This is a genomic window from Hymenobacter sp. CRA2 (assembly GCF_002007105.1).
In the GTDB taxonomy this organism is placed as follows: domain Bacteria; phylum Bacteroidota; class Bacteroidia; order Cytophagales; family Hymenobacteraceae; genus Solirubrum.
Genome location: NZ_MVBC01000004.1, coordinates 159,232 through 172,155, shown reverse-complemented (window position 1 = coordinate 172,155; position 12,924 = coordinate 159,232). Strand labels below are relative to the sequence as shown.

General features: G+C 61.1%; 12 protein-coding genes. 6 read left to right on the top strand and 6 right to left on the bottom strand.

From position 1 onward, the window contains the following. Nucleotides 1-29 precede the first annotated feature (29 nt). Nucleotides 30-425: a winged helix-turn-helix transcriptional regulator gene (locus B0919_RS08675; protein ID WP_078011841.1), complete on the bottom strand. Its 396-nt coding sequence runs from the start codon at nucleotides 423-425 to the stop codon at nucleotides 30-32. A 316-nt stretch (nucleotides 426-741) separates the two neighbouring features. Here B0919_RS08675 and B0919_RS25655 point away from each other — a divergent pair, with 316 nt between their 5' ends. Continuing rightward, complete coding sequence (locus B0919_RS25655; RefSeq protein ID WP_254846521.1) at nucleotides 742-954, top strand: hypothetical protein; 213 nt, start codon at nucleotides 742-744, stop codon at nucleotides 952-954. Nucleotides 955-1,027: 73 nt separating this feature from the next. Beyond that, nucleotides 1,028-1,861: a sulfurtransferase gene (locus B0919_RS08665; RefSeq protein ID WP_254846520.1), complete on the top strand. Its 834-nt coding sequence runs from the start codon at nucleotides 1,028-1,030 to the stop codon at nucleotides 1,859-1,861. A gap of 21 nt (nucleotides 1,862-1,882) precedes the next feature. Here the strand turns inward: B0919_RS08665 and B0919_RS08660 are convergent, their stop codons facing one another. After that, nucleotides 1,883-3,322, bottom strand: coding sequence for a 3' terminal RNA ribose 2'-O-methyltransferase Hen1 (locus B0919_RS08660; RefSeq protein ID WP_078011840.1), 1,440 nt, complete (start codon nucleotides 3,320-3,322; stop codon nucleotides 1,883-1,885). A gap of 219 nt (nucleotides 3,323-3,541) precedes the next feature. Here B0919_RS08660 and B0919_RS08655 point away from each other — a divergent pair, with 219 nt between their 5' ends. After that, nucleotides 3,542-4,102, top strand: coding sequence for a hypothetical protein (locus tag B0919_RS08655; protein ID WP_078011839.1), 561 nt, complete (start codon nucleotides 3,542-3,544; stop codon nucleotides 4,100-4,102). A gap of 75 nt (nucleotides 4,103-4,177) precedes the next feature. On the opposite strand, the gene B0919_RS08650 is transcribed toward B0919_RS08655, so the two are convergent. Next, the gene (locus B0919_RS08650) at nucleotides 4,178-4,699 is read right to left on the bottom strand and encodes an NUDIX domain-containing protein (protein ID WP_078011838.1); all 522 of its coding nucleotides are present in this window, start codon (nucleotides 4,697-4,699) and stop codon (nucleotides 4,178-4,180) included. A 101-nt stretch (nucleotides 4,700-4,800) separates the two neighbouring features. Between B0919_RS08650 and B0919_RS08645 the strand changes: the two genes are divergently transcribed. Together B0919_RS08645 and B0919_RS08640 are read left to right on the top strand one after the other, a co-directional pair. Continuing rightward, a complete protein-coding gene (locus tag B0919_RS08645) occupies nucleotides 4,801-6,225 on the top strand; it encodes a DEAD/DEAH box helicase (RefSeq protein WP_078011837.1) in 1,425 nt (474 codons plus the stop codon). Between the two features lie 161 nt (nucleotides 6,226-6,386). Beyond that, entirely contained in the window at nucleotides 6,387-6,860 is a 474-nt protein-coding gene (locus B0919_RS08640) for a hypothetical protein (protein ID WP_078011836.1), read from the top strand. 89 nt (nucleotides 6,861-6,949) lie between these two features. Here the strand turns inward: B0919_RS08640 and B0919_RS25190 are convergent, their stop codons facing one another. The 3 genes from B0919_RS25190 to B0919_RS08625 form a co-directional block, all read right to left on the bottom strand. Continuing rightward, entirely contained in the window at nucleotides 6,950-7,123 is a 174-nt protein-coding gene (locus tag B0919_RS25190; RefSeq protein WP_176132931.1) for a hypothetical protein, read from the bottom strand. Between the two features lie 708 nt (nucleotides 7,124-7,831). Continuing rightward, the gene (locus B0919_RS26040; protein WP_078011834.1) at nucleotides 7,832-8,419 is read right to left on the bottom strand and encodes a helix-turn-helix domain-containing protein; all 588 of its coding nucleotides are present in this window, start codon (nucleotides 8,417-8,419) and stop codon (nucleotides 7,832-7,834) included. 387 nt (nucleotides 8,420-8,806) lie between these two features. Further along, on the bottom strand, nucleotides 8,807-10,594 hold the full coding sequence (locus B0919_RS08625; RefSeq protein ID WP_078011833.1) for a murein L,D-transpeptidase: 1,788 nt from the start codon (nucleotides 10,592-10,594) through the stop codon (nucleotides 8,807-8,809). Between the two features lie 468 nt (nucleotides 10,595-11,062). Here B0919_RS08625 and B0919_RS08620 point away from each other — a divergent pair, with 468 nt between their 5' ends. Next, nucleotides 11,063-12,865 carry a M1 family metallopeptidase gene (locus B0919_RS08620; RefSeq protein WP_078011832.1) on the top strand — a complete coding sequence of 601 codons (1,803 nt, stop codon included), beginning with the start codon at nucleotides 11,063-11,065 and terminating at the stop codon, nucleotides 12,863-12,865. Nucleotides 12,866-12,924 lie beyond the last annotated feature (59 nt).

Below are 12,924 nucleotides of genomic sequence, written 5' to 3'. Positions count from 1 at the left end.
AGCTATCTACCTGATACGCAGGCGCACACCTAGGCCACCAGCACCGGCTCGGCCAGCGCCACGGCCGGGGCGTGCATGATGAAGCGGCGGTGCTGCTGCCCCCAGCCCTGCAGGGCCTCAATCACCGGGTACAGCGTGGTGCCGTGCTCGGCCAAGGCGTAAGTCACGGCCACGGGCGCGGCATCGGCCTGCACGTAGCGCGTCACCAGCCCGTTTACTTCCAGCTCTTTCAGTTCCTTGCTGAGCATCTTGGCCGTGATGCCCGCCACCTCGCGCTGCAGCTGCTTGAAGCGCTTGGGCCCGTGCACCAGCCCCACGATGATGGGCAGCTTCCACTTGCCGCCGAGCAGGTCGAGGGCGTCGCGCACGGCGCGCATCGAGGCGGTGCATTCTTGGTTAGTCAGAGGATGCGGGGGCAGTTGCATGCAGCAAAGGTGACTACAAATCAGGCTACTATACCCCGGCAAACCGGTATACTTTGGTAAACCGCTATCCGAAGTACACCGCGGCGCGGGCACTTTTGCCTTGGCAGCAAGCTACCGACAGCCCACTGCATGTCGTTCACTTTCCACCGTTTCTCCCGATGGTACTTACCAAAAACACCCTCGTGGCCGGGCTAGCCACAGCCATACCCACCCTGCTGATTGTCGCCAGCGGTGTGATGAAGCTCACCGGCTCGGCCGAAATCCGCGCCGGGCTTGCGCAGGCGGCATGGCCCGGTACATGCCCGTATTGGGGATTATGGAGCTGCTGTTCGCGGCCTTGTTTGTGTACCCGCGCACCCTGAAGCTCGGGCTGCTGCTGCTCACCTGCTACTTCGCTGGGGCCATTGCCACCGACATTTCGCACGGGCGCAGCCCGGTGGCAGCGGCCGTCATCCTGGCCCTGGTGTGGCTGGTGGCCTTCGTGCGCGACCGATCCACTTTCCTACCGGCTTCGCTCACAGGCCAGTAACCCAGGTCGGAATGACGGCCGCCGGCGGCGGATTTCAGCTTATTTTGCTGCCCGCACCTCCGCTCCCTTGTCCATGATGCAGCCTCTTCTTTCCGCCGCCGAGCTGGGGCCGTTAATGACCAGCGGCCAGGTCAGCTTGCTGGATGTGCGCAGCGGGCCCGACGCCCGCCACCAGTACGAGGCCGGCCATCTGGCCGGGGCGCAGTTCGTGGACCTGGAAACGGATCTGGCCGAAAAAACCGCTAATCCGGCGCACGGCGGCCGCCACCCCTTGCCCGCGCCGGCGCAGTTCGGCCAGTTGCTCGGCCGGCTGGGCATCACACCTGCCACGCACGTGGTCGTGTACGACGACAAGCAGGGCGCCAACGCCGCGGCCCGCCTGTGGTGGATGCTCCGCGCCCTCGGCCACGAGGCTGTGCAAGTACTCAACGGCGGCTGGCAAGCAGCCCAGGCGGCCAAGCTGCCCACCGCTGCCGGGCCCGAACACGCCCTAGGCGCGGCGCCCTACCCTGCCGCCGCGTGGCAGCTCCCGCTGGCCACGGCCGACGAGGTGCAGCGCCTGCTGCAAACGCCGGGCAATGTGGTCATCGACGCGCGCGAAGCCCGGCGCTACCGCGGCGAAGTCGAACCCATCGACCTCGTGGCCGGGCACATTCCGGGCGCGGTAAACGTGCCATTTGCTGAAAACCTGGACTCCAACGGGTATTTTCTTTCCGCCGAGCAACTACGGCAGAAATACCAGCCGCTACTGGCTGCCGAAGCGGTGGTGCACTGCGGCTCGGGCGTCACGGCATGCCACACGCTGCTGGCCATGGCGCAAGCTGGCTTGCCGCTGCCCAAGCTCTACGTGGGCTCGTGGAGCGAATGGTCGCGCAGCGGCCGCCCGCTGGCCACCGGCGAGGTATAAGCCCCGGGCCCTGCTCGTTTCTTACAGCTGAAACACGGCTATTTGCGAGGGCGCGCCCACTTCTGCATCCACCGGGCCCAGCGGGGCCACGCGCACCCGGTAGCCGTGTCGCTCTGCCACTCCGTCGGCCCACTCGGCAAACTGCGCCTGCGTCCACTCAAAGCGGTGGTCGGCGTGCCGAAACTCACCCGCCGACAGGGCGCCATACCGCTGGTTGTAGTCGGCGTTGGGCGTGGTGACGAGCACCGCGCCCGGCCGGGCGCGGGCAAACACGACCTGCTCGAACGCGGCCAGCCGACTTTCGTCGAGGTGTTCGATAACTTCCACCACGGCCGCCGCGTCGTAGCCGGCAAGCCGCGGGTCGTGGTAGAGCAAGGAGCCTTGCGTGAGCGTGAGCCGCTCGCGCTGGCGTGGGGGCATTTCGGCCACGTGCAGCCGTTCCTGGGCGCGCTGCAGCTCCTGCCACGATACGTCCATGGCCAGAATGTGCTCGACGTGCGGCAGCTTGAGCAACCGGCGCACCAGCTTGCCTTCGCCGCAGCCCAGGTCGAGCACGCGCTTGGCGCCTAGGCGCTGAATTTCGGCAGCCACTTCGTCGAGCCGCAGGTCGTGCAGACCCTGCTTCTTCTCCGCGGGATGATTGGGGGCTGCCGCCGTTGGCGCGTCAGTATTCGTGAGCTCGTCAGAAGCGGCCAGCGGCGCGTCATCCGACCGCGCCTCTTCCCCGCCGAGCAGCCGCTCCAGCGTGGGATTCACGTACTGGGCGAGGTTGCGCAGGTAGCGCCGGGTGATGAACTCCCGCTCCGGGTGCTGGGGCAGCCACGCGGCGCCGCGCAGCAGCAGCTTCTCAGCTTCGGCCTGGTTGATCCAGTGATGCTTGTCGCAGCGGTCGAGCACGGGAATGAGCACGTACAAATGGCTTAGCAGGTCGCGCAGGCGCAGCGCGGGGTGGCGCAGGCGCAACGTAAAATAGCGGCTGTCGCCCCAGGCCCGCACCGTGGGGTCGAGCACGTGGGCTTCGCTTTCAACGTCGTAGCCTAACGGCTCGAACAGCCGCCGCAGCTGCTCGGCACCGGCAGCCGGCACCACGGCCACGGTAGCCTCCAGGGGCAGCAGGGTCTCGGGCAGTTCGGGATGGTCCTTGCACGTGCCGTTCATGGCCGTATTGAAGGCCTTGGCCAGTACCGTGCTCAGAAAAGACGACGCCACGTAGGGCCGGTCGTTGACGTACTGCTCCAGCGCGAAGCCTTCGCCGGCTGGGCCGCGGTGGTTGCGCACCAGCCCGATGGGGTCGATGTCAAGCAGCAGGGCCACCGTGCAACGCTCGGCCGTGGCTTCAGGATAAAATATGTAGGCCTGCCCCGCGGCTACGTCCAGCGTCTGCAGGCGGGCGGGGTTCTTGTGCAGCAGGTAGCCCAGGTCGGTGGCAGGCTGGTGGGTGGTGGTAATGGTCAGCAGCATCGAAAACGCGACGCGAATAGTACACGGCACCGCCGCAAAGGGCAGCGGGCCCCGGCAAGATAGGTATTCGGACTGCGGGCGCGGCGGTTCGGCCAGTGAGTTCTGACGCAGGTTTTCGATGAATGCCGCCGTTTCCGCGCCGGCTGGTAGCGGCCGGCCGCAGACAGTTGCCTATTTTTGCCGGATGATGGGCCTGCATCAAGCCCCTGTTTCCCTGCTATGAAGAAGTTGTTTACCCTCGTGGCGTTGCTGTCACTCGGCACCGTGGCCGCCCACGCCCAGGACCTGATCGGCGCCGAGCGCAAAAAGTACCTGCGTCCTAAAAAAGACGAGGAGTGCCAGTACGTGCAGAACGTGACCAAAAACACGGAGGAGGACCAGGAAGTGGAAGGCACCTTTACGCGCCTGGCCTACCGTCCCTACGCCGAACTGCTCGTGGAAATCAACGAGCTGCGCAAAATGAACAACTGGGCCGACTCGACCTACCAGCGCAAGTTCAATGCCCTGCCGGCCGGCGGCGTGCTGGTGGTGACCATGCACCGCAAAGGCGCCAAAAATGCCGACCCCAGCCTGCTCACCGTAACGGCCTCCACCAAGGATGGCAAGCAGCTGATGAGCCAGCAACTCACGCCCGGCACCGGCCGCTTCTGGAACCGCGACCTGTACTTGAGCACCCGCACCATACCATTTGTTAAAATAGATCAACCCGGCCCGGTTCAAGTCGTCATCACTGATGAGCGGTTCAAACAACACTTTGACTACGTAGTGAATACGCAATAACATCGTATCCAATTGAATAAACAGGCTGCCAAGGCGTTATTGCGCTTGGCAGCCTGTTTATTCAATTGGATACGATTAGCGTCCCTGCAGAATCTTCCACTGCACCGCTACCAGCGTCTTGGCATCGCGCCACGGATGGGCTGCCATTTCTTCCCAGCTCATGCGCACCAAGCTGATGTTTTCGTTTTCGTCCTCGACGCCGCCGCCGGCGCTGGTTTGCTGACTTACCTCGGCGTAGTATACCCCGATCTGCTCGGCGCTGCCGCCCGGCGAGGGAAACAAATCCACGATGTGCTCCAAATGGTGCACATCGGCGTAGCCCAGCTCCTCTTCTATTTCGCGGCGTAGGGCGTCTTCCGGCGCCTCGCCTTTCTTGTCGAGCATGCCGGCCGGGATTTCGTCCACCTCGCCCTCGGCCCCGACGCGAAACTGGCGCACGAAAACATATTGCTGTTTGTTGGTGTCGTATACCAGCGCGGCGACGGCGCGGCCGGGCTCAAACCGCTCCCGCGTCAGTTGCTCGTCGCCGTCCTGCACGGTGAGTTTGCGCAGCTTATAGAAGCCGTCGTAAACCGTTTCTACCTTTGTAATCTTCATGGGGTGTTTTGGATAAGGACCAGACCCGGTTCCTTACGCCAAATATGCGGGCCAATGTTTGGCTTGCACCCGCGCCCGCCGCATTCTTTTTTTCTGCGATTTTGACATTTGACGACCTTCACCTGCTGCCGGAGATTCTGAAATCCCTGCATGCCGCGGGCTATGAGCGCCCTACCCCCATCCAACAGCAGGCCATTCCGCACGTGCTCGATGCCAAGGACCTGCTGGGCGTGGCTCAGACCGGCACCGGCAAAACGGCCGCCTTTACCCTGCCGCTACTCCAGCGCCTGCACCTTTCCAAGCCCGGCAACCAGCCCACCGGTGCCCGCGCCGTGCGCGCCCTCATCCTCACGCCCACCCGCGAGCTGGCCATCCAGATCGGGGAGAGCTTCGAGAGCTACGGCAGCCACCTGCCGCTGCGCCACGCGGTCATCTTCGGCGGCGTTAGCCAGCACCCGCAGGTGCAGGCCCTCAAGCGCGGCGTCGACGTGCTGGTGGCCACGCCCGGCCGTCTGCTCGACCTTATCGGCCAAGGCTTCATCGACCTGAAGCGCCTGGAAATTTTCGTGCTGGACGAAGCCGACCGCATGCTCGACATGGGCTTCATCAACGACATCCGGCGCATCCTGCCCCTGTTGCCCAAGCAGCGGCAGAGCCTGTTCTTCTCGGCCACCATGCCGCCCACCATCCGCGAACTGGCCGATACCATCCTGCGCAACCCGGTGCCGGTAGCCGTCACGCCCGTATCGAGCACCGCCGAAACGGTGGAGCAGGTAGTGTACCTGGTGGAGAAGACGGACAAGCCCTACCTGCTGCTGGAAGTGCTGGAAGACCCGGAGCTGCGCCGCGTACTGGTGTTTACGCGCACCAAGCACGGCGCCGACCGCGTGGCCAAGGGGCTTAACGCCAAAGGCATCGGGGCCGAAGCCATTCACGGCAACAAGTCGCAGAACGCCCGGCAGCGGGCCCTGCAGAACTTCAAGTCTGGCGAAACGCGGGTGTTGGTAGCTACCGACCTGGCCGCCCGGGGCATCGACGTGGACGAGCTGAGTCACGTGGTGAACTACGAGCTGCCCAACGAGCCCGAAACCTATGTGCACCGCATCGGCCGCACGGGTCGGGCCGGCGCGGAGGGCCGCGCCCTCTCGTTCTGCGACGAGGAAGAGCGCGCCTACCTGCAGGACATTCAGCGCCTGATCAACCAGCAGATTCCCGTCGTCGACACCCACTCCTACGCCCGGAACGAGGTAGCGCCGGTGCCGCTGAAAGGACCGAACATCACCAAGCCCAAGGGCTCGGCGGGCCGCCCGCCGCGCTCGGGCCGAGGCCCCGCCGCGGCGCCCAAAGCCGCCAAGGCCCCGCGTGCCGAGCAGAGCCGTCCGGCCACCGCGGCCTCGCGCCCCAAAGCCGAGCGCCAAGGCCAGCCGCAGCGTTCCGGCTCAGCAGCTCCGGCCGCAGCCGGCAAAGCAGGCGCCAACGGCCGCTCGGGCCGGCGCCGGCGCCGCGACTCGCGCCCGAACCGGTAAACCTGGACTTCGCTCCATTTGCGCAAAACGCCGCCTGTTGCTCAACGGGTGGCGTTTTGTCTTTCCACATGCCTGCCAAGCGAACAAAATTTGATGGATCAGGCTTATACAGACAGGCCCAGCGGGTTAGCCGGGCTCATCTGCCATCCACTTCCAACTCTATGGCTAGCTGTTCGCTTTCGGTTATTGAGGCGCTGCGCACCACGGCTCAGCGCCTGAGCACGCAGGCTCCCTACCAATGGGGCCACATGGGCAGCTGCAACTGCGGCCACCTCGCCCAAACCATCACGCGCCTGAGCAAGGGCGAAATCCACGCCCGTGCCCTGCAGCGCTACGGCGACTGGGACCAGCAGTTGCGCGACTACTGTCCGACCAGCGGCCTGCCCATCGATGAGACCATCGACGAAATGCTGGCGGCCGGCTTCTCGCGCACCGACCTAGCGCACCTGGAGCGTCTCTCCGACCCGGCTATCCGGTCCGCCATTCCCTTCGAACGGCGTGAAGCCCTGCGCCACAACCACCGCGACGACGTGGTGCTGTATCTGCGCACTTGGGCGCAGCTGCTGGAGCAGCACTTAGTGGCCGGCATTCGGCTGCCAGAGCTTCACTCTGCGGCGCTGGCAGCTGTTTTGTAGCCCGCCGTTTTCCCTACCAAAGCAAAGCGCCCCTGCCAACAATTGGCAGGGGCGCTTTGCTTTGGCGGCGCGGGCAGCAGCCCGTACGCTTACTTGATGGCGTTCGGGTTGCTGCTCTGCGCCTCGCGGTAGCCCTCGGGCCGGTGGCTGCGCTTGTAAGCAGCATCAGCGTTGGGGTCTTGTTCGGCATTGGGCGGCGGCGTGCACGACGTGGCCAGCACGGCCACCCAGGCAAATAAAGCGAGCAGGCAGGTCTTCTTCATGCCCCAAAGGTAAGCAGCGCCCGCGGATTCCGGCAAGTGAGTTGGCAGGAACTATGCGACAGAAAAGCAAGGGACAGTAAAGTAAAGAGCAGCAAGCCTGTTCTCTCTTCCACTATGCCTGTTTACAAACAGAAATATGCTCGTATACAACACAGGGCCCTGACCCTGGCCAAGTGAGACCGTTTTTTGTTGAGCTGACAATCGTCTTGCACGCCTTCAGTTAACAGATTACAATTGAATACAGCAACTATACAAACACTGGCTGGCTAACCTGATTACCACAAACACCCAAGTAGCATATTATCACTTTGCCTTTTTTTGACCCAGATACTATTTTTAGCATTACACACAAAGACTAAAGCACCAACCAGAGCTAAAGCATTCGTGTTTATGAATTATAAATATACCTACATAAACATATCAAATGATTGAAGCGATATACTTCAACTTTAAATCAAATCTATAAGAGTTAATTATTTGGTTTATAGTTGTTTATACATACAACATATCTTTCATTATGCTGATAATAACGCCAACATGACATGTTGGCCTAAACGAATATTTAGAAGAAGGAGGCCCGAACCGCTGATCTAAGTAAGTAGTTGATAAGAAGTCAAGATTTTTTCTACCCCGGACAGACTCATAAATTTGAATTTTACCACCAACAGCGCCCTGAAGCCTATGCTAAGCCATTGAGAAAGGCTTTAGCTAAAACCCTCCGGGTGCTGGTGTGAAGTCAGTAAAAGTGCCGTCGCTATAAAAGACCAATACGCGGCGAATAGTCTTGGGCTGTAGCGTAAGGCTGGTAGGCAACTCAGGGAAGCCCGTAGGAGATGCTACTGGCTCGACCACGGCCGACGCTGCAGGTGGCATCGCAACGCTGGATGTTACCGACGTCATTGGGGCATCTGAATCAACTGCCTTGCTGGGTGCCTCAACACCAGGCGCACTGGCAGAAGCTGGCGCTACCTCGGCTGTATTTGCCTGGACGCTTTTAGCAGGCCTGGGAGCACGTGTAGCCCCTCCTGCAGGTCCAGCCGCTGGAGGGTGCGCTGCCAGAGGCTCTGAGGCTAGTTTATTGGCGTCAGAGGCCAGCATTGGCCCCTGCCCCGTCAACAGCCAGGGCATAGCCACATCGGGAAAGGCAGCAATGATCCTCTGCACAACCTCCAAGCTGGGCTTATTTCGCCCACTGAGGATGTGGCTAATAATAGGACGTGCCACGCCGATGGCGTCAGCAAACTGCGTTGGGCTGAGCTGTCGGGTCTGTATTAATTGGCGAATACGGTCTAGCATGGCTTTCAGAAAGAGTTTACAAAACTATAATTCCTTGTCCAGACAAAGAAAACACACCGAAATAGGCACAAACATACATTTGTTACTTATGCAATGGAGCTTGCAAACTTGAATTACATAAGTAAAAAGACAAACAGTCAGTTTACATATTTTTTACAAATGTATTCTTATGACTCCTTCCGCGAAATAGAGTACAATGCCCAGCGAGTTCCTGGTTCTGCGACCAGCTTTATCTGCTATACTTTGGTTACGGTCTTGGCATAGGCATAAATGCCACGGCCGCCCTCTTGTAAGAAGAGGGCGGCCGTGGCATGGCCAGGTGTTAAGTGGAGTTGCCGCTACGTGTTTATCAAACCGAAGTCAACAAGGTACTTGCCTTAGGCGGGACTAGATGCTAAAGTACTCCTGCGCGAGGGTCTTGTCGTGCCCGTAAATATCGTCGCGGAAATGGAGGTTGCCGGCGTCATCAACCCAGGCCGTGAAGTATACCAGGTACACCGGCAGCTTCTCCGGCAGGGACACGTATTGCTCCTTCCCTCCCGCAATAGTCTCCTGAATTTTGGTCATGTCCCAACCGGGCTTGTTGCGCAGTAGGTACTCGGCCAGTTCCACCGGCTTCTCCACGCGCACGCAGCCGTGGCTAAAGCCGCGCTTGGCTTGACTGAACAGCTCGTCGTGCGGCGTATCGTGCAAGTAGATATCCTGCGAATTGGGGAAAAGGAATTTTACGTCGCCCAGATCGTTCTTCGGCCCGGGGCGACGGCGCAGGGTGTACTTCCAGGTAGCCTGGGTGAGGTTAGCCCAGTCGATGCTCGTCGGGTCGACCGGAGTGGCCTTAGCGCCGTAGCCCTTTACCACTTCCATATCCAACCGGTCGAGCGTACCGTTGGGGTCGGCGGCCAGCTTATTGCGCAGCTCTTTGTCGATGATGCTGAAGGGTACATTCCAGTACGGGGCCAGCACCACGTACTCCATCTTGTCGCTGAAGACCGGCGTTGCGTTCAGCGTCTTGCCCACGATGACGCGCATGTCCAGAGCCGGCTTGCCATTCTCGTACACCCACATGTGGTAGTCGGGGATATTTACGAGCAGGTAGTTCGGCTCAAACCGCTTGGGTATCCAGCGCCACCGCTCCATGTTCACGATGATCTGGTCGATGCGTTTCTGCAACGGCACATTGAGCATGTTGACTGTTTCGGCGGTCAACACCCCATCGGCCCGCAGCCCGGTCTGTTGCTGAAAGTCCTTCACGGCCGCCACCAGTTCCGGGTCGTATTTATGCGATTCGCGCGGGGCGACAGGCGCCGCCTGACCGGGCTTGTTGCCCACCGGAACAGCTTGCACCTGCGGCGCGCTCTGCTGCGGATTAGGTGTACCGTCGGGGCCGAAGCCGAGCAGGCGGTGGCGCAGCGCGGGCACCACGGCAGACGAATCGCCGGGGCGTAGCGGACGCTTCACGGCGGGCACGAGAGCCCAGCCGCCGTTGCGTTGCATGGCCCGGTAGCTGGCCAGGGCCTTGCGCAGACGCTCGTACTCGGGGTGCAAAGGAGCGAATTCGTAGTACGGATAGGTACTTTCGCGCTCCTTGAGTATGGTCATGAGGGCCTTGTGCAACTTGATTTTGTTGCGTTTGACCTTCCAATCGATGTTTTTCACTTCGCGCGGATCCACGATACCGCGGTAGAAGTCGTCGGCCCAATTGAAGTAGGTAGCCGACAGGGCCACATCTATTTCCTTTTCCAACGCGTTGCGCGCGGTGGTATCAGGCGCTTTTTTGATTTGCGCAAACAGCTTATCGAAGTCGACGACCTTGTACTTCTTGGGGTCGAGGCCGTTCTCGCCGGCCTTGTTCAGCTCGGAGAGCATGCGCTCGGTCTGGGGCACGAGTTCGTGGTTGCGGAACCAGCCCAACCGGCCGTCCCGCTCCTTATAGAACTTTTTACCCCATTCGATTTCGTCTTTGAATGCCGGCTTCGAGGCCATGTACTTCTCTACGTACACGGTATCGATGTGCGGCTGCGGCCCACCCAGCTTGCCCGAAGGCAGCAGGCCGGCGGCTGCGTCCTGGACCTTTTCCTTCTGCTCCTGGCTACACGCACTGGTAACCAGCAGCAGGCAGGCGGCCAGCCACAGCATGAGGGTTGAAAGAAAAACGGACTGAACCGAGGATTTCATTGAGGGAAGGTGGAAAAACAACGCGGCACATGCGCGCATCCGCAGTGGCATCCCTTGGCATGGCGGGCTGCGGGCGCGGTTGTCCCGTTGTACTCCGACGGCCCGCGGCAGGTTGCCACGCGCCTGCGTTTTCCAGGTCGCAAGATAACCGAAAAGGACGGCAGCCAAAACATTTCTAAACAGATATATAGCCACTGTTTAGGTGATAAATCACCGTCCTCATACCCAATTATGTAGCCTCAACCGTACAAGGCGTGGGTCTGGCACATGGGCTTACCCGGTGGTTTTACTGCTGCTTACGTAGCACATATTGCCATAAGCGAAAGAGCTTTTTGGCTACTGCGGGCACGCCCCAATCCGGTTATTAGCCCCTGCTGCCCTACCGTGATTCTCTGGTCAGCGGCAAACTCAGCCCCTCCTTGGGCAGTTATCTTTGCTGCCCGTTCATCCTCCTACTCCTTAGTATATATGGCCGCTTCCTTGCTCGCCACCGACCCGCATAGCTGCGCCCGCCCTGCCGAGGCAGTGGTTCGGCACCTCTCGCTGGATCTGACCGTCGACTTTACCGCCCGCGAGCTGCGCGGCCGGGCTACCTGGCAGCTGGAGCTGCAGCCCGGCGCAACGGATCTGTGGCTTGATACGCGCGACCTGGTCATCGATGCGGTAACGCTGGAAGACGGCACAACCTCCACTATTTTTGAGCTGGGTGATGCCGACCCCGTGCTCGGCCAGGCGCTACGCATTCAGGTGCCCTCGCAGACGCGCGCCGTGACTATTGTTTACCGTACTACCCCTGCGGCCGCGGCCCTGCAGTGGCTGACACCGGAGCAGACCGCCGGTAAAATCCACCCTTTCCTGTTTACCCAGTCGCAGGCTATTTTGGCTCGTACCTGGATTCCGTGCCAGGATTCGCCCGGGGTGCGCTTCACTTACGACGCCACCGTACGCGGACCGCAGGAGCTGCTGGCGCTGATGAGCGCCGAGAACCCGCAGGCGCGCTCGGCCAGCGGCGAGTATACGTTCCGCATGCCGCAGCCCATTCCGGCCTACCTCATGGCCCTGGCCGTGGGCGACCTGCAGTTCGAGCCGCTCAGCGGACGCACCGGCGTATACGCCGAACCGGCCACGCTGCCCGTGGCTACGCACGAGTTTGCGGACCTGGAAAACATGGTGGCCGCCGCCGAGGAATTGTACGGTCCCTACCGCTGGGAGCGGTACGACTTGCTGGTACTGCCGCCCTCCTTCCCCTTCGGTGGCATGGAAAATCCGCGCCTCACCTTTGTGACGCCGACTATCCTAGCCGGCGACCGTAGCCTGACCAGCCTAGTGGCCCACGAGCTAGCGCATTCGTGGTCGGGCAACTTAGTGACCAACGCCACCTGGAACGACTTCTGGCTGAACGAAGGCTTCACAGTGTACTTCGAGCGGCGCATCATGGAGCGCCTCTACGGCCGTCCCTACGCCGATATGCTGCAGGTGCTCGGCCAGACGGGCCTGCACCACACCCTGGACGAATTAGGCAAGGAAAGTATCGACACCCACCTGCACCTTGACCTCGCTGGCCGGGACCCCGACGAGGGCCTGAATGAAATTGCTTACGAGAAGGGCAACTATCTCCTACTGACGCTGGAGCACGTGGTCGGCCGCGACAAGCTGGATGCTTTCATCACGAAGTATTTTGCCGAGCACGCATTTCAGTCCATGGATACGGCTCACTTCGTAGCCTACCTGCACCGGGAGCTGCTAGACCAGGTATCCGGCGCCGAGGAGCAAGTGCAGCTCGACAAATGGATAAACGCCCCGGGCATTCCGGAGGTAGCCCCTCCCGTGCAATCGGAGCGCTTCGCCAGCGTGGAGGCAGCGCTGCAGAGCTGGCGCCACGGCGCGGTCCCCGAGTCGCTCGAAACGACTGAGTGGAGCAGCCACGAGTGGGTACACTTTCTGCACGGCCTGCCGGAGCACATCAGCGCCGAACAGCTGCAGACCATGGACGCGGTGTTTGGTTTTACCCAATCCGGCAACGCCGAGATTTTGTCGGCTTGGTTCCCGCTGACCATCCGCGCCGGCTACGGCGCGGCAACAGAAGCCTTGCAGGATTTCCTGACGCGCGTGGGGCGGCGCAAGTTTTTGGTACCGCTATACAAAGCGCTGCTGACCACGCCAACCGGCCAGGAGCAAGCCCGGCAGATTTATCAGCGGGCCCGCTCGAACTACCATTCCGTATCCACCAGCACCTTGGATACGTTAGTGGGGAAACCCTCCGCCGCGTAATCCGGTTTTATGCTCGGCTGGCTTCGAACATCAAAAAATTACGCAACCTAAGCGCAGTT

Excerpts from the sequence above, each read along its gene's own strand:
- B0919_RS08675 (WP_078011841.1), bottom strand. The coding sequence starts at position 425 with ATGCAACTGCCCCCGCATCCTCTGACTAACCAAGAATGCACCGCCTCG.
- B0919_RS25655 (WP_254846521.1), top strand. The coding sequence starts at position 742 with ATGGAGCTGCTGTTCGCGGCCTTGTTTGTGTACCCGCGCACCCTGAAG.
- B0919_RS08665 (WP_254846520.1), top strand. The coding sequence starts at position 1,028 with ATGATGCAGCCTCTTCTTTCCGCCGCCGAGCTGGGGCCGTTAATGACC.
- B0919_RS08660 (WP_078011840.1), bottom strand. The coding sequence starts at position 3,322 with ATGCTGCTGACCATTACCACCACCCACCAGCCTGCCACCGACCTGGGC.
- B0919_RS08655 (WP_078011839.1), top strand. The coding sequence starts at position 3,542 with ATGAAGAAGTTGTTTACCCTCGTGGCGTTGCTGTCACTCGGCACCGTG.
- B0919_RS08650 (WP_078011838.1), bottom strand. The coding sequence starts at position 4,699 with ATGAAGATTACAAAGGTAGAAACGGTTTACGACGGCTTCTATAAGCTG.
- B0919_RS08640 (WP_078011836.1), top strand. The coding sequence starts at position 6,387 with ATGGCTAGCTGTTCGCTTTCGGTTATTGAGGCGCTGCGCACCACGGCT.
- B0919_RS25190 (WP_176132931.1), bottom strand. The coding sequence starts at position 7,123 with ATGAAGAAGACCTGCCTGCTCGCTTTATTTGCCTGGGTGGCCGTGCTG.
- B0919_RS26040 (WP_078011834.1), bottom strand. The coding sequence starts at position 8,419 with ATGCTAGACCGTATTCGCCAATTAATACAGACCCGACAGCTCAGCCCA.
- B0919_RS08625 (WP_078011833.1), bottom strand. The coding sequence starts at position 10,594 with ATGAAATCCTCGGTTCAGTCCGTTTTTCTTTCAACCCTCATGCTGTGG.
- B0919_RS08620 (WP_078011832.1), top strand. The coding sequence starts at position 11,063 with ATGGCCGCTTCCTTGCTCGCCACCGACCCGCATAGCTGCGCCCGCCCT.